Annotated in this window: 15 protein-coding genes; 3 read left to right on the forward strand and 12 right to left on the reverse strand. The window is 46.1% G+C overall.

Going from position 1 to position 21,216, the window contains the following annotated elements; all coding sequences use genetic code 11:
• Window positions 1-96 precede the first annotated feature (96 nt).
• From AB4263_RS17810 to dsrO, 5 genes are all read right to left on the reverse strand, one after another.
• Window positions 97-1,158 carry a c-type cytochrome gene (locus AB4263_RS17810; protein WP_372098633.1) on the reverse strand — a complete coding sequence of 354 codons (1,062 nt, stop codon included), beginning with the start codon at window positions 1,156-1,158 and terminating at the stop codon, window positions 97-99.
• A gap of 9 nt (window positions 1,159-1,167) precedes the next feature.
• Window positions 1,168-1,809: a c-type cytochrome gene (locus AB4263_RS17815; protein ID WP_017064226.1), complete on the reverse strand. Its 642-nt coding sequence runs from the start codon at window positions 1,807-1,809 to the stop codon at window positions 1,168-1,170.
• Window positions 1,810-2,335: 526 nt separating this feature from the next.
• Window positions 2,336-5,428, reverse strand: coding sequence for a tetrathionate reductase subunit A (locus tag AB4263_RS17820; protein WP_372098634.1), 3,093 nt, complete (start codon window positions 5,426-5,428; stop codon window positions 2,336-2,338).
• A gap of 14 nt (window positions 5,429-5,442) precedes the next feature.
• Entirely contained in the window at window positions 5,443-6,564 is a 1,122-nt protein-coding gene (gene nrfD / locus AB4263_RS17825) for an NrfD/PsrC family molybdoenzyme membrane anchor subunit (protein WP_372098635.1), read from the reverse strand.
• The gene (gene dsrO, locus AB4263_RS17830) at window positions 6,561-7,397 is read right to left on the reverse strand and encodes a sulfate reduction electron transfer complex DsrMKJOP subunit DsrO (protein WP_372098636.1); all 837 of its coding nucleotides are present in this window, start codon (window positions 7,395-7,397) and stop codon (window positions 6,561-6,563) included. The genes nrfD and dsrO overlap by 4 nt, the downstream gene beginning before the upstream one ends.
• A gap of 221 nt (window positions 7,398-7,618) precedes the next feature.
• On the opposite strand from dsrO, the gene AB4263_RS17835 reads away from it, so the two are divergent.
• From AB4263_RS17835 to AB4263_RS17845, 3 genes are all read left to right on the forward strand, one after another.
• Window positions 7,619-9,490 (forward strand): PhnD/SsuA/transferrin family substrate-binding protein, encoded by a 1,872-nt coding sequence (locus AB4263_RS17835; protein WP_372098637.1) that lies wholly within the window; start codon window positions 7,619-7,621, stop codon window positions 9,488-9,490.
• A gap of 11 nt (window positions 9,491-9,501) precedes the next feature.
• Entirely contained in the window at window positions 9,502-10,104 is a 603-nt protein-coding gene (locus tag AB4263_RS17840; protein ID WP_048609831.1) for a response regulator transcription factor, read from the forward strand.
• Window positions 10,105-10,456: 352 nt separating this feature from the next.
• On the forward strand, window positions 10,457-11,668 hold the full coding sequence (locus tag AB4263_RS17845; RefSeq protein WP_372098649.1) for a tetratricopeptide repeat protein: 1,212 nt from the start codon (window positions 10,457-10,459) through the stop codon (window positions 11,666-11,668).
• 235 nt (window positions 11,669-11,903) lie between these two features.
• On the opposite strand, the gene sstT is transcribed toward AB4263_RS17845, so the two are convergent.
• The 7 genes from sstT to malT all read right to left on the reverse strand — a co-directional run bounded on the left by sstT (window position 11,904) and on the right by malT (window position 21,095).
• On the reverse strand, window positions 11,904-13,118 hold the full coding sequence (gene sstT / locus AB4263_RS17850; protein ID WP_004732110.1) for a serine/threonine transporter SstT: 1,215 nt from the start codon (window positions 13,116-13,118) through the stop codon (window positions 11,904-11,906).
• 458 nt (window positions 13,119-13,576) lie between these two features.
• Complete coding sequence (rsgA, locus tag AB4263_RS17855) at window positions 13,577-14,641, reverse strand: ribosome small subunit-dependent GTPase A (protein ID WP_372098638.1); 1,065 nt, start codon at window positions 14,639-14,641, stop codon at window positions 13,577-13,579.
• A 468-nt stretch (window positions 14,642-15,109) separates the two neighbouring features.
• On the reverse strand, window positions 15,110-15,568 hold the full coding sequence (locus tag AB4263_RS17860; RefSeq protein WP_065583786.1) for a copper chaperone PCu(A)C: 459 nt from the start codon (window positions 15,566-15,568) through the stop codon (window positions 15,110-15,112).
• 85 nt (window positions 15,569-15,653) lie between these two features.
• Complete coding sequence (locus AB4263_RS17865; protein ID WP_372098639.1) at window positions 15,654-16,250, reverse strand: SCO family protein; 597 nt, start codon at window positions 16,248-16,250, stop codon at window positions 15,654-15,656.
• On the reverse strand, window positions 16,247-16,687 hold the full coding sequence (locus AB4263_RS17870; protein WP_017061864.1) for a hypothetical protein: 441 nt from the start codon (window positions 16,685-16,687) through the stop codon (window positions 16,247-16,249). Before AB4263_RS17870 ends, AB4263_RS17865 begins: the two co-directional genes overlap by 4 nt.
• Before the next feature lie 203 nt (window positions 16,688-16,890).
• The gene (locus tag AB4263_RS17875; RefSeq protein ID WP_017068934.1) at window positions 16,891-17,811 is read right to left on the reverse strand and encodes a DUF368 domain-containing protein; all 921 of its coding nucleotides are present in this window, start codon (window positions 17,809-17,811) and stop codon (window positions 16,891-16,893) included.
• A 575-nt stretch (window positions 17,812-18,386) separates the two neighbouring features.
• Window positions 18,387-21,095 (reverse strand): HTH-type transcriptional regulator MalT, encoded by a 2,709-nt coding sequence (gene malT / locus AB4263_RS17880; protein WP_372098640.1) that lies wholly within the window; start codon window positions 21,093-21,095, stop codon window positions 18,387-18,389.
• Window positions 21,096-21,216 lie beyond the last annotated feature (121 nt).

Genomic DNA, 21,216 nt, shown 5'->3' on the forward strand with positions numbered 1-21,216 from the left:
ACGCTCTGGCTCCTTTTTATTCTTCCAGCTATAACTGATTTACAATGTAAAGCTTAGCTATAGCTGACGTGAACGGCTCTTGTGCACTAATGCCTATCAATGCTCATGAATCACTTCTTTACCACTTGGGTAGGCTTTGGAACCCAGCACATCACCGTCGACTTCTTTACCATAATAACCTTGGTGGTTGTGGTAACGCTTAGCATTACCTGCAACATCACCCTTGTATCGTGGGTCTTGTGGGCGTTCATGACTGTTCACAAATGCGGCTACATCCCATGCATCCTGAATTGAAAGCTGTTGGCTCTTTCCAAGCGGCATGTTTTCGTAGATGAAGTAAGCTGCTGTATTTACACGGTGCATACCTGCGCCCCAGTTGAACGAATTCTCGCCCCAAAGAGGTGGTAGGTATGAGCGTCCATCCGCCCCTTTAATGCCTTCACCATTTTGACCATGGCAGGTTTGGCAGCTGGTTTGGTAAACCTTTTCGCCACGCGCTATCGATGGCTCTTGTTCAGGGTTTGCAATCTTAGGGTAGCCACGGCCGGCCAGTTTACTGCGGTCAACGATTGGGTATTTGCTTAACAGCTCTTCAGGGAGAGGGAAGCTTTCCGCTTTACCACCGACTTGTAAGTCAGCATCGCTGATCTCAGGAACGGGTGTATCTTGCATGCCGTTCTTGTCTAAGATGCCGCCCATCGCCAGCCAGTATGAATAAGCCGTTAGTGCGACCATCTCTTTTGAACCCTCAGCCGGTGGCAGGCCATTCATTGAGTAGGTGAAGCAACCTTGGATACGTTCTGCGTAGCTGTTTACCTTGTCGTTCTTGGAACGATACGCAGGGTAGGCCATATACGCACCCCAAAGAGGTGCTGCGTTAGGCTTCATGCCTGCTTGCATGTGGCAGTTTACACAGTTTTGTTCATTGCCTACGAACGTACCACGCATCTGTTGTGAATCGACAAACAGCGAATAACCCAATTTTACTTTGTCGCCAAATTCCCCAGCAGGGATATCAACCAAGTCTCGTGGCACCAGATATTTGTTATCTTGAGGCTTCTCAACGGCTGGCAGTTCGGTTTGGCGATCTGGCAACTCTGCTTCGGCATAAGTGATTCCAGAGGCAAGGGTTGCGGTAATTAGAAGTAATGTTTTCATGCGAGCCCTTTAGTATCGGAAAGAGGCGAAGTAGTAAGACAGGTTTTTGATCTCATCGTCGGTTAACTTGCCCGCGATATTACCCATCATGTTCAAATCATCACCCTTACGAGTGCCATTTTTCCAAGCGTTGAGCTGAGTTTGAATGTAGTCGGCATGCTGGCTTGCTAGGCGCGGGAATTTGTCCACGCCCATACCGCTTGGCCCATGACAGGTTGCACAGGCTGGAATGTTTCTATCCCAATCGCCTTGGAATACAAGTTTACGATAGGGGTTATCGATATCAGCCTGTGAGCCGCGCTGCTCTAAATCGGTAAATTCGTATGAAGGTAGTGATGCAAAGTATTCTGCGACCTCACGACGAACAGCGGGATCAGATACACCGTCAGCCATTCCCTTCATGATCGCGCTTTGACGCTCACCACTTGAGAACAGAACCAGTTGATGTTCTAGATAGTCAGCATTGAGCCCTGCAAGCATAGGGGCAATGTTGGGCATGCCTTTACCGTCGGCTTGATGGCAGCCGCTACAAGTTTCTGCGGCTTCTGGCATTGGATTGGGTGCTGCTTGTGCAAAAGCGGATAAAGAAAGGCTTCCTAGAGCAGCGATGCAAAGCGTTAGAGTTTGAGTTTTAATTGTCAGCTTAGTCATGAGGCGTCGCTATTGGTTGTAATGCATGCATTTTCGACATAATTGGTTGTTCGCGCTATTGTGGATTTCCACATTAATTCACTTGGAACTTGAGGTGAGTCTCACATTAATAACCTCAATCACCATAATGGTATTGATGTGAACTTCTATAGGTTGATCCAACTGCCGTTTATGAAATGCAAGGGAACTGCCATGTTCGCCTCGGTATAACTGCTTGTTAAGGCTCTTTTATGGCACCGATTGTATAAGCATAGCTGCTTTATGGATGCGGGCTAAAAAAGTTGTGGTGAAATGAAGATTACCTAATGGCTTTGGGTTGATTACTCTATCTAGAGCGGATGCTTTATCTAGATTGGGTACTTTATGTAGATTGGACGTTTATCCAAATAGCCTGCTTTTCTAGATCAAGGGGACGAAAAAGCAGAGCAACCTCGAATGACGAAGTTGCCCTGTTGTGTTCTCATCTGCAAATCAGATAAGGAAGTGTTTTGAATGAGTGATTAAGTTATAGCTTGCTGAGTTTAAGCTAGACCTTGTAGATCTTAGCCGGAAGTGCTTGCCTTGCTGCTGCCCCCACAACCCAATCCAACATGACGCCTTTGCCTTCTCTCGTCGGGTCGATCAAGCCTATATCATTAATGTTAACGCCATCGTTCGACTTCATCTTCACCGGTTGTTGTGTATTACCGATCCAGTGCGCACGCTCACCGAGTTCTTTATGACCAAAGCCGTGTTCAAAGCCTAATGTGCCCGGTTTGATGCCATCAATCACCATCGCCAACGCATGTGTGGTTGAGCTCGGTGTTTCAATAGCAAACACGTCACCGGTTTTGATACCCACAGAAGAGGCGTCTTGCGGGTGGATGTAAACAGGGTTTACTCCTTTAATCGATTCCAAGCGTGGTGACAAATTAGAGACCGCACTGTGAATGTTGGATTTAAAGTTGGTCAGAGTAAATGGCCAATCTTTGGTCGGGAACTGCTCTGCTAAAGGTGTGCCGTCTGCCAGCTTCTGTGGATACCATGTCGGGCAACCCATGTACTGCTCACCACTGATGGTGTTGCGAGAGGTACCGAGCTTTTCATTCCAAATAGCCAGTGGTTTGGTCCATTTGTACTTCATGGTTTCATTGGTGTAGGCATTGGTGGCGTCTTCAAAACGACCGCCACGCGCAAAGATATAAGCTACTTTGAGCATCTCTTCAGGCTTGAGCGTTTTGTTCATCACAGGCACTAGGCGCTCAAGACCAGACCAAACAATATCTTCCGCATCCACATTCGGCACGCCACCTTTTACGAACGCCAAGTTAGCAGCCGAGCGCAGGTAGAAATCTTCAGCGCTATGAATACCGTGCCAGTTGCCTTGATTGTCTTTGATTACGTTGTCGCCGAAGCCACCTAAGCCCAGTGTTTTTGCCACATCAATAAAGAAGTTCTCTAGGTTGATGGCACGTCCGTCTTGAGTGCGGGAAGTTTTAGGTTCAACAATCGGCCAACGAGCAGTGATCGCCTTAGTTGCAACGCCATGCCAAGGTGTTGCCATACCCCAGCTCTCGTAGGTTACTGTGTCTGGCACAAGGTAATCGGAGAGTGCTGTTGTTTCATTGATGAACGCATCGATAGAGACGATCAAACCCAGCTGTTTGGGATTCTTAAGTTTCTCGCCTAATAGATTGTCTAACCCCGGAACGCCATAAAGTGGATTCGCCATGTGGTTGATCCACGCTTTCGCGCGGTAAGGGTAGCCATCAATCGCCGCTGATAAATGCTCGGTTAACAGCGGTGCAGAGATTGGGTACCAAGGCGCGCGTGTTGGGTAAGGTGATTCACCTGCCGCAACGCGACGTTTGTATTCGCTGGTCTTGTGATATGGGAATTTGCTGCGAGACAAGAACACACCTTGAGGCTTAGTCTTACCTTTAAACTTAGTAAAGTCGTAACGAGGCCCAGCAACCGAAGTCGGGTAGCCGCCCGCTTTCGCCATCGCACCGCCTTTCGCGTTGATGTTACCGATCAGCGCGTTCAGCATCAGAATAGAGAACGAGTTGTAGAAGCCGTTGGTGTGCATGTTGCCACCGTGAGTATCCACGACTGCTTTAGTCCCGTAACTGGTAAAGCGTTTCGCTAGCGCAATAATTTGATCCTGTGGGATTTCACACTGCTCACTGTAGTATGCAAGGTCATATTTGAAGGCTTCTTCCTTCAATCTTTGTAGAGAAGACTTAACACGAACAGTCTGACCATCAACTTCTACGTCTTGATCGACGAACAGAGCCGCTTCATTCACCTGAATATGTGATGCTAATAGTGACGTTGTCACATCAAGTGCAATAAATCCGTCATCGTCAGACATCGGTTCGCCTGTTTCTAGCAAACCCATATCCGATGCGCGAAGCATGCGCCCGTTTTGTGGGTGTGCTTCGTCACTGATCACAAGGTGTGAAGCATTACACCAATGCGTGGTGCCTGCTTTTTGCATCGCTTGTGCGCTTGGGCGAGACAAGAAGTCGTGATTGTATCGTTGGTTTTCGATGATCCATTGGATCATGCCAAGAACTAATGCTGAATCGGTGCCCGGTTTGATCGGTAGCCAGTTATTGCGATCGCCCGCCGCAAGGCTTGACGATCCTGCTGGAAGGCTTGGTGTCACTATGGTGTAGCTGAGTTTTCCGTTGGTACGAGCCTCAGCCAATTGTCTCGCTTGGCGCTTAAACGGGTTACCCGCTTGAGCTGGAGACATGCCGATGAAAAGAATGAACTCTGCGTTGTTGAAGTCGGGTTTTAGGTGCGAGAACTTGTCTAGATCGTTCATGATCGCGCCAGAACCTGCACGGAATGCATAGCCACAGTAAGAGCCGTGGTGACCGAAGTTTCGTGTACCATAGCTGTTGAATGCAAAGCGCTTCAAGATATCATCACGGCCTTCATTACCAGCATTCGTCACCAACAATTGGTTGGCTTTGGGACCGTATTCAGGGTTGTTTGGATCAAGTGGTGTTTCGATATCGCGAATCGATCGTAAGCCCTCAACTTTACCTTCACCGAATAAGTCACCACCCTCGGTGATCTCAGAGATAAGTTGTTCGTAGCTGATCGGCTCCCACTTGCCTTCACCTCGTTTACCAACACGTTTTAACGGTTGAGTGATTCGGTATGGGCTGTTTTGAATCTCCAACATGCCGTTACCACGGGCACAGGCTGTCGAACGGTTATGGATACCGGATTCACCAGACAAGCCAATGTAGGCGTCTTTTACCGGTGTTTTGAACGGGATTTGCTGATCACTTGATAGTGGGTGATACGGGTTGCCAGAGATACGTAAGATCTCGTCATTGCGATTATCGATACGTACACGCAAGCCACACAGTGTCCAGCAACCAAAACACATTGAGGGTGCCACGCGTTGGTTTGGATTCGGCGAGATCTTACCTTGCTCATCGACACTGTATTCCGTCTCTAGCGAATTACCGTGATGGATGTGGTTGGTTTTCTTACCCGCGGTGCCATCGATAGCACCGTGAACCATGTGTTTTGTGGTTGTCGCATAACCTGCAGCAAAAGCTCCAACACCACCGGCAGCAAGGCCTGTTTTCAAAAATTGACGACGTTTGTTATCCATGATGATTCCTCAGACTACAAGCTATGTGAGCGGTTAAGTGGTGATGATGTTTTTTGAGCTGATTTAGCTGATATTGTTTTTGTCGATACGATTTCAGAGGCAAACAACGCAAGTGCTAACCAAAGACCACACATACCCACAATGCCAAGTAGACCTGAGCTACCCATTGGCAGTTCATAAGGGAATGCACCCACATCAAAACGGGGAATGGTTTGAACTTCCATCATGGTGACCCAACGTACCGCCCATGCTGAAACGATGGTCGCAAGTGCAACACAGACAATTCCTAACTTGCTTTGAGATAAACGTTGCAGCGGAAGAACCAAGATCATGCACAGCAAAATGCTGGTGGTCATGATGCCTAAATTGATGCCCCAAGCGTCGTTCTCATAGAGATTGAAGTGACCATGGTTAGATGCCCAAATCGACGTGAGAATGATGGCAAGGCCACCTGTTAAGGTAATGGTTCTTTGTATCAGAGCTAGGTCTGTTGGTTTTAAGCTTGGTTTGCTTGAAGGCAGCAGAGCCCAAATCAACAGAGTTAAACCCGTTGCGGCAAAGAATGCGGTCGTGAACCAAAGCAATGGAGAAGCCGGTTGATGCCAAAGCGGTCGGCTCGCCAAAATCGCAATCTCTGCGACTGTATAAAGCGCGATGCTTAGGCCCGAAATAGCCGTCACAGCAGCGAGTGCAATCATCAGCTTTGATGATATTTGCCATTTACCTAGCGTCAGCCAAGACAAACGTTTTAGAAATGGGTTTTCACTTTGTTTAAGCTGTGCGATGTCGTCACGCAGGTAAACCCAAGCCGTCGTGACAGCCAGACCAGAAAATAAAGGTAGAAACAAAGAGCCCAATGACATCCATGACCAAGGCGTAATATGAGCATAGAAGTGCCACGCACGTCCGGGTTGGTGCAAGTCACCGGTTAATGCTAATGGTCCAACAATCGCGCCAATGGCCATCACAAGCACAAGGGCAGAACGGAATTGGTGACTGGTTGAGTTTTTAAAGATCAGTGCAATCAAGAACAAAATAGCGGCCGCGTAGGCTGAACCTATGTAGAAGAAATATTGAACCGCCCACGGTAGCCAAGCGATCTCTTGAGCGGGGACTAACACCTCAGTGATATTCATGCTGTCTCTCCTTGTTTGCCTTGTGTCGCGATTGCCAATTCTTGTTTGCTAGAGGATGAGTTATCGATGGCGGCTGGATCATAAATCGCAGGTTGGCCTTCAATGTGACTAACTAATCGCTCGTTCATGCCGATATAGAAAACATGGGGGTTGGTATTCTGCTCTGGCTTAAGCACCTTGATGTCGTCTTGGTTTTCATTGAGCAGACGGTTGATCTCGCTGTTTGGATCTTTAAGGTCGCCAATGACACGCGCGCCACCGACACAGGTTTCTACACAAGCAGGCAGTAAGCCGTCTTCAAGGCGGTGTGCACAGAAGGTGCATTTGTCTGCGGTAAGGGTGTCGTTATTAATGAAACGAGCATCGTAAGGACAAGCTTGAACACAGTAAGCACAGGCTACGCAGCGTTCGTTGTCGACCATGACAATACCGTCTTCGCGTTGGAAGGTCGCTTGAACTGGACAAACCTTGATGCAGGGAGCGTTGTCACAGTGATTACAGAGACGAGGTAACATGAAAGATTTCACGTCTTGTTGAGCAGTCGAACCATCATCAAGGGAGACTTCATACTGTTTTACGGTGGTTCTGAATTGGCCAATTGGTGCTTGGTTTTCAACGCTGCAGCCAACAGTGCATGCCTGACAGCCAACGCACTTACGCAAATCAATCGCCATGGCGTAGCGTTTACCTACTTCGCCCTTGCGGTCAGGCTGGTTGTTATTGCGAATGGCTGTGCTGGCGACTGCGGTGTTGATTCCGGCAATGGGAATGAGCGCAGCGCCGGCGGAAACTTTACCGAATTGGCTGAGAAACCGTCTTTTCAATGAGTCCATAGAGGTACCTATAAATGGGTATTCGATCTGTTAGGCTCATTGTCAGTTTTTGACCGTTCACGAGGTATTGTGGATTTCCACATACCCAGATCAAAGTTGATCTAGAACAAATGTGGTTTTACCAATCTAGCTGTTATGCTTTGTTTAAAGGCTCTATTTAACGTGTCGTCAATGCGTTATTCGAGTGTGAACATGCCATCAGTGTGGAGAAAGAGATTTTAGTGACAGTCCGAAACCTAATATCAATCGTTAGCCTTTGTTGGTTGAGTCTAACTGCAGGAATCTGTTTAGCCGCTCAATCGGAGCAAGAGATTGCAACGACAAGCACTGTTGAGTCTGAGCAAATCATAGAGGTTGGCGTGTTGGCGACTCGAGGTAAGCTTTCCGCTCAACAGCGTTGGCAGCCGACAATGGATTGGTTGTCGGAGCGCATTCCGGGTAAGCACTTTGTTCTCAAGCCTTTTAATTTGGAAGAGATGGCGGAAGCGGTGAAAGATGTCACGGTCGATTTTGTTGTCACCAATCCCGGCCAGGCGGTTCGATTAGGACGCCAGTATGCGCTTTCTTGGATGGCAACCATGACCAGTCATAACTTTGAAGCTCATGGCACCAGTAATACACGCAGCATTGGTTCCGCCTTAGTGGTGAGAAGAATGTCGCCTTATATCTCTCTCGAACAACTCAGCGGTAAGCCGATTGCGGCAGTATCTGAAAATGCTTTTGGTGGTTACCTCACTATGCGTTACCAAGTGATGCAACAAGGGCTTAATCCCAACCACTTTTTCTCTAACACCCAATTTTTAGGTTTCCCGATCGACGCCAGCTTGTATCAACTACGTGAAGGGCACATTGAAGCGGCTGTCGTACCAAGCTGTTTAGTTGAGAACATGATCAGTGAAGGTTTGCTGGTGGCGGGGCAATATCGAATTATCGAGAATCAAGCGCCAGAAGGATTCCGATGCCAAGTGTCTACGCCGTTGTACCCCAACTGGTCGTTCGCCAAAACAGAGCGGGCTTCTTCGGCACTGGCCAAACAGATGAGTCAGGTATTATTTGCGATGCCTAAGAGCAGCGCACCGGCCATTGCAGCGAATGCATCGGGTTGGACGTCACCGACAAGCTTGCTGGCGATCGACAAGCTATATCAACAACTCGACATGCATCCACTGCAACAACCTTGGTGGAAAGAAGCGTTAATTTGGCTCAAGTACAATCAACAGTGGGCATGGGCGTTCTTTATTCTTGTCGTGTCTCTGAATGCTTACCACTTCTGGCTAGAATACAAATTCAGTCGCAGCAAAAAGCAACTAGAAGCGACGATTTATAAGCTGAAAAGTAAGAGTGAACAGCTAGAGCACTCACAACGAATCGCGGTAGTTGGTGAACTGGGAAGTAGCTTGGCACACGAGATTAATCAGCCTTTGGCAGCTATTCGGAATTATAGCGAAGGTGGTTTACTGCGGATTTCGAAGAACAAACCGCTGACTGACATAGAGCCTGTATTTGAGAAGATCCAGTCGCAAGTGGACCGTGCTGATGCGATCATCCAGCGCTTAAGAAACATGATCAAAAAACGCTCATCAGATAAATCTCAAACTGATATAGAAGTGCTTCTTACAGATACCATCGAGCTACTGCAATTTCGATTACAGAAACACAAGATAACCATTGAACGTTATGTCGTGGGTAAACCTATCACGCTACATGTTGACCTCGTCGGATTGCAGCAGGTGGTTGTAAATTTGATCAACAATGCGACTGATGCGTGTAATGCTCAGATGCATCGCGAACAAAGCGCTACGTCTGATATTGGTAACAAAAACAACGAACCATCGACAATTAAAGTGATTACCGAGTATCAACCGGATAAAATAATGTTGTCGATTATCGATAACGGAACGGGCTTAGATTTCACTGAACAAGAAGTGACTCAAGCCTTTGTGAGCAGCAAAGAAAATGGCTTGGGGCTTGGGCTCGCGATTTGCCAAGATGTTATTGAAGATCACAGTGGTCAAATGACGATCACGTCACTCACCCCACATGGATGTCATGTTGCGGTGACACTGCCTTTCTCTCTTTCAAATGATTCATAAGGAATCTTGTTATGTCTGAACTTCATCAAAGGCTTCCTGTCTATGTGGTTGATGACGATGAGTCGATGCGCGATTCGTTGGTGTTCTTATTAGAAGAGCATGATTTCACTGTGTCAGCTTTTGAAGATGGCCCCAGTTTTTTAGACTCAGTGGACTTGAGTGCGCCGGGTTGTGTGGTTTTAGACAGCCGAATGCCAGAGATGAGAGGGCAGCAAGTTCATGAGTTGATGGTAAAAGCGCAGAGCCCACTGTCGGTGATTTACCTGACGGGGCACGGTGATGTGCCAATGGCGGTTGAAGCCTTACAAGCCGGCGCGGTGAATTTCTTTCAAAAGCCAGTTAAAGGCAATGAGTTAGCTGAGGCGATCAAGCAAGGTTTGGACGCTTCAGAAAAGCACTTACACATGAATGTGTATCGCCAAGCGTACGCGTCGTTAACCGAGCGTGAGATAGACATCCTCAAACAAATTATCGACGGTAAGCGTAACCAGAAAATAGCCGATGAATTGTGCATTGCCATGAGAACAGTGGAAGTACACCGAGCAAGCTTGATGAAGAAATTCTCAGCGAAGACGGTTGCCGAGTTGGCTTACATATACGGTCAATTGACCTAGGTATAGAGCTATTCCTGTAAGAGAGTTGTACGGCAGTTGCACGAAATTGTTGATGGGAAAAACATCAATTTCGTCACTAAGCTTTAGGACTTTCCTGATGAAAGGCAGCCTTCATAATTTATCTATATTGAAGCAAGATCACATCGTCTATGGACTGCATACGGATTGAACCTCCTAGGCTTCTTATCGCAATGTAATCCTGAGATACTGAACTAAGTTCATTTTAAGGCGGAACGTGCCAGTAACTGCACTTTTCCCTGTAATTCGAAACATAACATTCACTATGGGTAGAACACACTCTCAACGTCGAGTCTTGTATCTGCCGAGTTAGGTTAAATATTTTATGAGTACAATGGGAATCGCAATTGGTGCGACCGCTCTTTCGTTAATACTTGTTGCTGTGTGGCTGATTTCTTTATCACTAAGAAAGCAGCGCTTGGAACAAGAACGTAAAGCGCGAGCTGTCGCTTACCGAAAGGCGATTGAAAAGGCACGTATCCAAGAGCAAAAAGAGCGCCACTTTAAAGCAGAAACAGGGCATGTCCCGTCGATTCTATATTTAGCGAAAGAGGCTGAACGTAACAATATCAAGGAAGCGTTATATTGGTACGATAAAGCGGCGCATTTGGATAACGTCAACGGCATGTACGGCATTGTTCGCTTAAGTATGAAGCGCAAAGAAGATCTGATCTTGAGAGAACAAGCCAACTTTTGGCAGCTTGCGATCTCTGCCTTAGATAACGATATGTCGGCGAAATTTGAGATGGGTAAAGCGCTCGTCTTTGGTCGTGGAACCGATAAGAACATCCCTAAGGGTTATACCTATATTGAAGAGTCTGCGGCTGGTGGTAATACCGAAGCGATGCTGTTTATCGGTGACTGGTGTCTCGATAAAGAAAACCCAGACTACTCTGCAGAAAGCTCTGTTGATTGGTATCGCAAAGCGGCAGAGAAAAACAACCTAGACGGCAAGATCAAACTGGGTATGAGTTACTTAAATGGTGTTGGCGTAGAGCCGAACCATGGTGAGGCTGTGTACTGGTTTGAGACAGCAGCAGAAAAGAACAGTGCAGAGGCAATGTTTAGAGCGGGTGAAGCGTGGATCGACCATGGTGAACACGGTAATGCAATTGCTTATATCTGGCTATTCCTATCTGCTCATTTTGGCTACTCAGAAGCTAAGCAGCAGAGAGATAAAGTGGGCGGGGAACTTGGTGTGGATGCTGTCGTAGGCTTACAGGCTCTGACTAAACCGATAATGACTAAGCTGACACAAGAAGCAATCACTAAGCACTCAATCATTAAGGCGCTCAACAAGCTTTACAAACGCAATATACCGATTCCAAAGAAAGTGAAAGAAGCGTCTGATGAAGAGGCTGAGCCATTAAGTGTAGAGACCAGCCATCTAGATACTCAAACGGCGAGTGCTCAAGATACGAATGTTGATTACAGCCAACAACCTAATTCCGAGCAAGCATCAACAGAGAGACAAGCGACCCCAAATAGTGACCCTCTAGATTTCAGTCAGGCAGCCTTGGATCCAAGCTGGAAAAGCAACCACTAAAACGTGTTGGTTAGCTTTGATGAGTTAGACAAGAATGACTGAAGCTGTGAAGCTATAAAGCTATAAATCTATAAATCTATATAGCTTCTAACCGTAATCTAGAAAACCAAGACAACAAAAAAGGGAAGCGAATGCTTCCCTTTTTATTTGTGTGCTATTTGCTTTTAGAGCTTAGAGCTTAGAGCTTAGAGCTTAGAGCTTAGAGCTTAGAGCTAAAGCCTAATACCAAGAGCTGTTAAGCTTTGTTTTGCTCAGCTTTACATACAGCCGCAGTGAACACTACGTCAGTTGAGCTGTTAAGTGCTGTTTCAGCCGAATCTTGAATCACACCAATGATGAAACCAACCGCTACAACCTGCATCGCTACATCGTTTGAGATACCGAATAGGCCACAAGCTAGAGGAATCAGTAGCAGTGAGCCACCGGCAACACCTGATGCACCACATGCTGAAATTGCAGCAACAAGGCTTAGTAGAATCGCAGTGAAGATATCAATCTCAATACCCATTGTGTGTACAGCTGCAAGCGTTAACACAGTGATGGTGATTGCAGCACCTGCCATGTTGATGGTTGCGCCTAGAGGGATTGATACAGAGTAAGTATCTTCATCTAGCTCTAGCTTCTTACAAAGGTTCATGTTCACTGGGATGTTTGCAGCGCTTGAACGAGTGAAGAATGCTGTTACACCAGATTCACGAATACATTGCAGTACAAGTGGGTATGGATTCTGTTTTGTCTTTACAAAGACAAGCAGTGGGTTAACGACAAGAGCAATGATCAGCATTGAGCTTAGTAGAACCGCTAGCAGTTGACCGTAGCTTGCTAATGCATCGAAGCCCGTTGTTGCGAATGTAGTCGAAACAAGGCCGAAGATACCGAATGGCGCAAGACGAATAATGAAGCGAACAATGTGTGAAACACTGTGGCTAAGGTCTTCGAAAACCGCTTTGGTTGTTGCAGATGCGTGGTGCAGTGCAAGACCAAGGCCGATTGCCCAAGCAAGAATACCGATGTAGTTCGCGTTCATTAGTGCGCTAACTGGGTTATCTACAAGCTTGAATAGAAGCGTATGAAGAACTTCTGCAATACCTTGAGGAGGGTTAGCACCTTCAGCGCCAGCAACCAGTGTCAAAGTGGTTGGGAACATGAAGCTCAGTACTACAGCAGTCAGTGCTGCAGAGAACGTACCAATCAGGTAAAGCACAATGATTGGACGCATATGAGTATGCTGACCTTTCTTTTGGTTTGCGATAGAAGCTGCAACAAGAATGAATACTAAAATTGGGGCAACAGCTTTCAGAGCACCAACAAACAGACTACCTAATAGGCCTGCATCTTGAGCTGCTGAAGGAGAAACCATGGCGAGAACGACACCGAAAACAATACCAGCAAGGATCTGTAGAACGAGATTTCCACGAGCGATGCGGGCGAGCATGTTGTGATTTTGCATAAAATACCTGCAATTGTTAATTTATTATAGTGATGTATTTTTTATAAAGTTGTACCAAATCCAACTATACACTAGTGGAATGGGCGGTCATATTAGCGGGATCTAAGAAGGTGTCTAGGAATAGTTTACTTTTAGGGTGATTGTTTGCGCTGCGTGGTGTTTTTAGAGCTAAATGTTAAATTTTTGTGCTTTTGTTGAGATATAAATCTGCATGATAATACTCATTCGGGTCAATGTTCTGGTTCTGGTGCCGTCAGAGTCGATTAGCAAGATCATTGTGTGCAGAAATGATCCCATTGGGTTCCTGTTGATATAAAGAAGACCTGTTAATACAAAGAAGCCTCGCTGATACAAAAAAGCCCCAGCCCAATGCATTAAAGAGCTCAGGAATTAATGAGCTAATACGCGATAGGGACATGGGGCTTATTTACGTGTTGTAAACCTAATCCAATAATCGGCTATTTAGACGATTTCTTGATATTACGGCTCTCTGACTGCACGGTTTTGTACATTTTAGAAAGCTGTTTACTGTTCGCTCTCTGCTCTGCCAATGAGGCTCCATTCCTTGCTTGCTCTCTGAGTAACTTCTCATAGTTAGAGAATCGTCTTTCAGAAAGCTCACCGCTTTCAATGGCCTTGCGTATTGTGCATCCTGGTTCTGACTCATGGCTGCAATCAGAGAAGCGGCAGTGCATTGCTAACTCTTCGACGTCTGAAAAAGTTTCACTCACGCCTTCAGCGCAGTCTGCAAGTTGTAGCTCTCGCATTCCTGGAGTGTCGAGAAGCAAGCCACCTGATGCGAGCAAGTGGAGTGATCGTGATGTGGTTGTATGACGACCTTTACTGTCGTCTTCACGAATGCTACCCGTGGCCTGCTGAGTCTCCCCAAGCAGCGAGTTGACCAGCGTAGATTTCCCAACACCAGACGACCCCATCAAAGCCACCGTTTTGCCCGTTTTACACCAAGGCGACAATACTTGAGTAGAGTCTTGGTCTAGGCTATTAACGGCTTCGATCATCAGCATTGGGTCTAGGCTTTGTACTTGCTGTACTTTGTCTTGGTAGTCGTCACACAAGTCTTTCTTGGTGAGTACGATAACGGCTTCAACTTGCGCTTCATTAGCGAGAGCGAGATAACGCTCGATGCGGCTTAGGTTAAAGTCGTTATTTAACGAAACCACGATAAAAACCGTGTCGATATTGGCTGAAATATATTGTTCAGCTACGCGACTGCCAGCAGCTTTACGGCGGAAGAGCGATTGACGGTCTAGTAAGCGGTCGAATTGCAGATCAGAGTTCAAAATCACCCAGTCGCCAACGGTCATTGCCGGTTGGTTTTGGTGGATGGGTAGAACAATTTCACCTTGCTCTGACGCTAATGTATAGCCACTACGGTGATGTGCGACGATACGAGCAATGACGGAGTGGTCATAGTCTTCGAGTGTCAGTTGTTGTTGGAATACAGGTTGCCATCCAAGTTGTTGAAGTGACATTGGATGAGAAAATGCGTTTTGTGAATTCATGTCTATTTACCCAGACGTGCGAGCTTTCTTTTCTTATGAGAGCATTAACGTCTTGTAAGATCTCAGGTTGTTGATGAGATCGAAAAGCGTTAGTCATATCAAAAAGCGTCGAGACGTCAAAAATGTTTTGTGCTTGGGTCGAATTCAAATAGATAGGACCCCGGATTTAGTCATGCGTTGTTGGGCATGCAGGTATTGATCACTTATGATCAACAGTAAACCGGGTAAAAGTGTGCTGTCGTCACGGGTGACGATAAGTTGGTAGATCGGTGTTTAAGTTTGATTAACCAAACAAATTAACGCGTTACTTTTACTGCCAGTTTTAGTGTGTTCATTACAATCATCTTCTATTCTCCTTGGTTTATTGATGTGTTCAGGCTTTGAATAAAAAGCGCGCTCAGTTTAACAAAAAGCCACGATGGCGAGAAGTCATCGTGGCTTAATTTATTTCATTGATTATGAATCCGATTAGTGATGATCGTGATTCATCTTTTTCATGCCGCTCATTACTTTCTTAACCGGCGCGTCAAAGGTTTGCGTTTCACCGTTAGCGAAAGTCAGAGTCATTTCGATCTGCTCACCTTCTTTTAGACCATCTTTTAGGTCGAACAACATGATGTGTAGGCTACCTGGCTTTAGTACCGCTTCACCATTTGCAGGGATTGTGATTTGTTGAACTTGGCGCATCTTCATTACGTCGCCGTCAACGATAACATCATGAAGTTCTACCTTTCCTGCTGCTGGCGTTGTCGCAGAAACAATAGCGCGATCTTTATCGCTGTGGTTCATCAGAGTCGTGAATACCGCGCTGTTCACTGCTGAAGGCGGTGTTGCACGAGCGTACGCGTCATGAACCATAATGTCGCTATTAGCGTGAGCAAGGGGAGTGAGCAATAAGCCTGCTAGAGCAAGTGCTTTTAACTTCATGTTGTTGTCCTTAATTTTTATGTTTTGGTCTGGGACCTGACTTTTTTGTTCGAACTTTATTGGTTAAGTTCTTTATTTTTACGTTTTACTGCGTCAATTGGTTGATGGCCTCAACAATCGGCGCTGGCGTTAACGTATGCGGCACTTTGGTAATCAAGGCACCGTCGGGCTTTAAAAAATAAAAATATGAGCTGTGGTCAAGGGTGTATTCCAACTCTGAACCTTCCAGCTTGGTCTTTCTGAAAATAACACCGTAGTTGTGTGCAAGCGTGGTTGTCACATCCAAAGGACCACTTAATCCTTCCATCATTGGGTGGAAGTATTGTGCGTATTCGTATGAGGCCTCTGCTGCATCACGCTCAGGGTCGAGAGAGACAAACATCGGGCGAATCTTGGCTTTTGCTTCATCAGAGACTTGGTTAAGTGCTCCGGCCAACATAGCCAAAGAAGTGGGGCACACATCTGGGCAGCGTGTGAAACCGAAGTAAACGATACGAATTCTGTCATCGGTTTGGTCAAAGATTTCCGTTGGTTGGTTGTCTTTGCCGAAAAGAGTCGTTGCGGAGAACTCTTGTTTTGCAGCGTGTTGTTCTTGAACTTCGTTTTGCCCATCAAGATAGCTTTTGACACCAAAGCCAAGTACAAAAGCGACAACCAATGCTAACGACCAATTTCTACTCATCTTGCCATCCTTATTGCAGGGTTTACAGTATCGACACCATCAGTGAGTTCACCGATCCATGTCATTTTATCTAAAGTACATACAGGTAAAATCACATCACCTTCATAGGTATTGTTGCCAATGCTCTTTAATTGAAAACGCGCTGATCCCATTTCCATTTCTAAACCTGTGAGCGATAACACCAGTGTCTCAGATGCAGCACCTTCCCAAACTACCTTTATCTTTGTGGGTAGAAGAGGTTGCGCGGTTTCTCGGTCAAGCGACATTGAAATGGATTCCTGCTCACACGATGTGGTTGAAAGCATGCAGTAATCATCCAAGCTGACGTCGGCAGTTGAGTGCTCCATCGCAGATTTAAATTGCTGAATTGCTTGCGGCCCATAAAAGCCTGCCACGAGAGCGATCCCAACAGCAGCAACCTTTAATGCAGAGTGCATGTCGTGTTCTCATTTAATTTTATAAGAGCGGCGATGTTATCACACCCCTCAATACGTGCTTGTATCAAAAAGCAATTTTGTGCGTATGGTAGAACTAAAAAAGCGAAGCCATTGGCTTCGCTTTTGTCTGTTTAATAGATATGTGAGCTTAGTATTTCTAAGCATTATCCGTTCTAAACGCTTTCCAGAAGCTGGCTGAATGATTAGTCAGCATTACGCTCTGCAAACTTCTCCAGGCCTAAAACCAATGCAATCGCAGCAAACATCATCACAATCGCCATGACCAACTGAGAAGGCTGAGAGGTTACCGCTTCAAAATCAAATGGTGATAGGTTTTCTTGAATCAGAGGAACTTGTTCACCTTTTGAGTTTGTGCGCCAGCTGATGGTCTCTTTCCAAGGCCAGATCTTAGGCAGCGTACCGATCATCAAACCGGTTAAGAATACCAATGTGAAGTCGCGGAATGAACGCAATAGCCAAGACAGTACATGTGAGAAAGTCAGCAGTCCGATCACACAGCCCGCAAGGAATAGCGCAAGTACATCGACTTGAAATGATTTAACGGCGCCAAGCACGGGGCCATACATGCCAATCAGGAGCAGAATAAAGCTGCCTGAAATACCGGGTAAAATCATCGCGCAGATAGCAATCGCACCCGCAATCAATACGTTGATGCTGGTTGGTTCCATTTGCAGCGGTTTAAGCACGGTAATGCTATAAGCGAAAGCAACGCCAAGCAGCAAAAACACGAAGCGAATCATATCGCGTTTCTCTACTTGCTTAAGAATATGGAAAACCGAGACCAAGATCAGGCCGAAGAAGAAAGACCACAGTGGAACAGGGTGGGTGACTAATAACCAAGAAATCAATTTTGCGAATGTCGCAATGCTCGTGAATACGCCCGCGAACAGTGAAATTAGGAAGAAACCATTGATGTGATTAAACGCGGCTTTGAAGCCTTCGAGTTTCCATAAGCCAAGTACGCTAGGGTTAATTCTGCGAATGCTTTCTAGCAGCGTATCGTAGATACCAGTGATGAATGCGATGGTTCCGCCCGACACGCCAGGTACAACGTCTGCTGCGCCCATTGCCATGCCTTTGAAAAAAGTACTTAAGTAGTTCATTGCTTCATAGAGTTGAGGATGATTTTGTGCAGTATACAAACTTTAGTGTAAAAAAAGTATGAATATGCTTTTGGGGAAGGGCTTTTATTACTCTATTAATTGTAAGGCAATAAGTTGAAGTGAATATTTGCCTAACATTTAGATAACAACCACTTAGTGATTTGTCATTAAGAGCAGAGATGAAACTGATCCCTTATCGATATTGCATCTTGGTTGCAATATGCAAATGCACTTTGCAATTCGCATGACAAATTCATGGTTTTTATGCGGTGCAGGGCTTATAAAACGTCGAATAAAAGTTGGCACGCTAACTGCATTATATACATTGACCCTTCTTAAGCCGAGGGTCACCTAGCCAACTGACGTTGTTAGTGAACTTATGATTTGTTCACAAATATATAGAGCCAATCGCGATTATTGCGGTTGGCTATTTTTTTGCCTGTCGTTTGGTGATCGTCTTTTTACTTTTCCCATTCCTACATTTTTAGGTTCTAAACTTCAGATGAAAAAAAAGCCAGCCACCATCGGTGACTAGCTTATGTTTTCTCGAATCAATCTCGAATCTCGAATCCGTTTTAGTACCCCATCAACTGCAGCAAGTTCTCCGCTGTGCTGATTGCTTCTTTACGGTTAGCAATGTTGAGCTTTTGGTAAAGGTTACGGATGTGAGTCTTGATTGTGGTACCCGCTACATCGAGTTCTTGAGCGATCTGCTCATTACTGAATCCTGAGTAGATCAGACCAAGTACTTGCCATTCACGCTGGGTGAGTGGGCTAGTACGCACAAGCTCAGGAATGTTCGGGTGATTAACCAAGTTCTCAACAAAGTCTTCATCGAAGTGAACCGAGCGGCTGCGTTGGGTCGCGGAAATATCTTTCATGATTTGTTGTGCGCGGTGACGTTCTAAATCACCTAAGCCTGGCTTGTTGCTCAACTTATCCAAGATATGCCCGATAGTCCCACCGTCTACCAAGAAGTTACCGACCATACCGGTTTGGTTAGTCATATGAAGCGCTTCTTCGAGTAGTATTCGTGCGCTGTCTTCATCGTTAATTTGTGTACGTAACACGGCTTCAACGATCAAGTTGCGGTTGGTGTCTGTAATCAGGTGCGAACGCTGGGCTTCACTCTTAAGGAAAGTCAGCGCTTCTTCTGCGTCTTCATACTGCTCAAGGATGATGTGAGCACGAACGATGTTTCGCCACTGAAGTTGGCAGAAGTGGCTACTTGCCGATTCAGGTCGAACAGCCACACTCAGCCAATCACGGATAGCTTCTTTATCGCCTTTTACTTGCCAGAACAGAATCAAAGAAAGAGAAGCATTTGCCGTCCAATCTACGTGGTAAGTCGATTGACGCAATAGGTGCTGAATCTGGTCGATAAATTTCGACGCTTTATCAATCTCACCACGGCTCAATGAAATACGAGCCAACATAGAATAGCTGTGCAGGTGTTTACTCGGAGAGTGGTGACCAAGGATATCTAAGCCTTTGTAGCAACACTCTTCCGCTTCATCTAGTCGGTTCCAACACCAGAAGATCTGAGCGCGAACACGCAGCAAGAATTCGTGCAGAGGTACGTATTGCAGCTGATGTTCTTCAATCAATTTGAATGCACTGTCTTGTAGCTCAAATGCAGCTTGAACATAACCTTGAGCAATCAAGATTTCGCTTTGTTGCAGAATCGCCCACAGGGCCTGATGGTAAACCTGATACTGACGTGCCAGTTTTTCTGTTTGTTGCATCATCGGTAGCGCACGGCTTAGGTTACCCATTACGTGATTCACTTCGCCCACAACCGAGGTTGCGACAATGCGGCTACGATAAACGGTGGTGTTCAACTGACTCAACGAAAGCTCAGCCAATTCCAATGCTTTCTCAGGCTCATTGCTGTTGATGGCAACTTGTGCGCGTAAGGCGTTGTATTGGCCTTGCTGCTGAGTATCGAGTTCAATGTTTCGAGCTTGATATTGAGTCTCAGCCTCTTCCAACAAAGTACCCACTTGGTCATAACGGTGCTGACTTTGTGCAAGCCAAGCACGCAACATCGAAAGCTTTGGCTCACTGTAAAGTTGATCGGTGGTCAGTTGCTTGATCGCCATCTCTAAAGATGAAAGTTCACCTTGGTTGAACATCGGCCAACCGTGTTCAGTCAGGATTTGAATGATCAGTTCTGGATCTTCAGCGCGCTGTGCGTGACGTAGTGCTTGGTGCGGTGTGTTTTGCTTGATCCACGCTTTTGCAGCACTTCGATGCAGTTCTGCTTCTTGCTGAGGAATTCGAGCTTGGCGCTCATGTGCGAGGAATTCACCAAACAAGTTATGGAAGCGATACCAGTTCTTTTCACCTTCAAGCGGGTAGATGAACAAACCAAAACGGTTGAGTGATTCGATCATACCTAACGCATCTTCACGCTGTGTAAGTGCACACACAAGCTCATCGTTGAAGTGATCAAGCACAGAACATTGCATCAAGAACTGTCGGGTTTCTTTCTCTAGCAGGTCGAATACTTCTTCAACCAAGTAGTCCCAAAGATGGGCGTGGTTAAAGTGAGAGAATGACTCTGCGGACTGTGCAAGAGTGCGTTTTTGGTGTTGTGCTTGTAGCGCGATAAGTTGTAGTGCAGAAGGCCAACCTTCTACATAACTACAAATGCTATCTGCCGTGGTGTCATCAATGCCGTCGGCTACGCGTTGGTTGAAAAAGCGTGTGGTTTCTTCGGTATCAAACGCCAACGAGTCATTACCTAATTCGATCATTAAGTCACGAACGCGCAGGTTTGCTGTACCAAGTGGTGGCGTACCACGACTGGTGACAACCAACGTTAGGTTATCGGGCATGTGTTTGAGGAAGAAGCGCATGGCTTCGTGGATGTCGTCATTGTTGACCAAGTGATAGTCATCCAACACCAGAAAGCACTCGTGATGGAATTCCGACATCTCGGCAAATACTTCACTTAATAAAGAATGCAGCGATGAAAACTGTCGCTTTTCTGCCAGTTTTTGGGCATTCGGACAGGCATTTTGAGTCGCTTTATTAAGTGATTGAAGTAGGTAGTTGATAAAGCGGAAGGCATCATTGTCGCTATCATCAATGCTGTACCAACCCACATTAGGTTTATCTACCAACCATTGTGCAGCCATGGTGGTTTTGCCGTAGCCCGCTGGAGAGCGGAACAACACAAGCTTATAGCAATCTGCATTGTGAAGCAGATCGAGAACCCTAGGTCGTAGGATTGCATTATGTAAGCGGCCGGGACGAGTCAGTTTCGAAGGGATCCACATATCGAAGTTTTACACCTATTCCGTGGCTATGTTCTGGAATATCCCAATCTATCGTTGAGTGCACTCCAATGACATGAGCCTAATTACTTAAGTCTTTACTCATATTACGTGAAGCCAAACG

The sequence above is a fragment of the Vibrio sp. 10N.261.55.C5 genome (genome assembly GCF_041470505.1).
In the GTDB taxonomy this organism is placed as follows: Bacteria; Pseudomonadota; Gammaproteobacteria; order Enterobacterales; family Vibrionaceae; genus Vibrio; species Vibrio crassostreae_C.

Coding starts and splice junctions, on each gene's coding strand:
- AB4263_RS17810 (WP_372098633.1), bottom strand. CDS start 1,158: ATGAAAACATTACTTCTAATTACCGCAACCCTTGCCTCTGGAATCACT.
- AB4263_RS17815 (WP_017064226.1), bottom strand. CDS start 1,809: ATGACTAAGCTGACAATTAAAACTCAAACTCTAACGCTTTGCATCGCT.
- AB4263_RS17820 (WP_372098634.1), bottom strand. CDS start 5,428: ATGGATAACAAACGTCGTCAATTTTTGAAAACAGGCCTTGCTGCCGGT.
- nrfD (WP_372098635.1), bottom strand. CDS start 6,564: ATGAATATCACTGAGGTGTTAGTCCCCGCTCAAGAGATCGCTTGGCTA.
- dsrO (WP_372098636.1), bottom strand. CDS start 7,397: ATGGACTCATTGAAAAGACGGTTTCTCAGCCAATTCGGTAAAGTTTCC.
- AB4263_RS17840 (WP_048609831.1), top strand. CDS start 9,502: ATGTCTGAACTTCATCAAAGGCTTCCTGTCTATGTGGTTGATGACGAT.
- AB4263_RS17845 (WP_372098649.1), top strand. CDS start 10,457: ATGGGAATCGCAATTGGTGCGACCGCTCTTTCGTTAATACTTGTTGCT.
- sstT (WP_004732110.1), bottom strand. CDS start 13,118: ATGCAAAATCACAACATGCTCGCCCGCATCGCTCGTGGAAATCTCGTT.
- rsgA (WP_372098638.1), bottom strand. CDS start 14,641: ATGAATTCACAAAACGCATTTTCTCATCCAATGTCACTTCAACAACTT.
- AB4263_RS17860 (WP_065583786.1), bottom strand. CDS start 15,568: ATGAAGTTAAAAGCACTTGCTCTAGCAGGCTTATTGCTCACTCCCCTT.
- AB4263_RS17865 (WP_372098639.1), bottom strand. CDS start 16,250: ATGAGTAGAAATTGGTCGTTAGCATTGGTTGTCGCTTTTGTACTTGGC.
- AB4263_RS17870 (WP_017061864.1), bottom strand. CDS start 16,687: ATGCACTCTGCATTAAAGGTTGCTGCTGTTGGGATCGCTCTCGTGGCA.
- AB4263_RS17875 (WP_017068934.1), bottom strand. CDS start 17,811: ATGAACTACTTAAGTACTTTTTTCAAAGGCATGGCAATGGGCGCAGCA.
- malT (WP_372098640.1), bottom strand. CDS start 21,095: ATGTGGATCCCTTCGAAACTGACTCGTCCCGGCCGCTTACATAATGCA.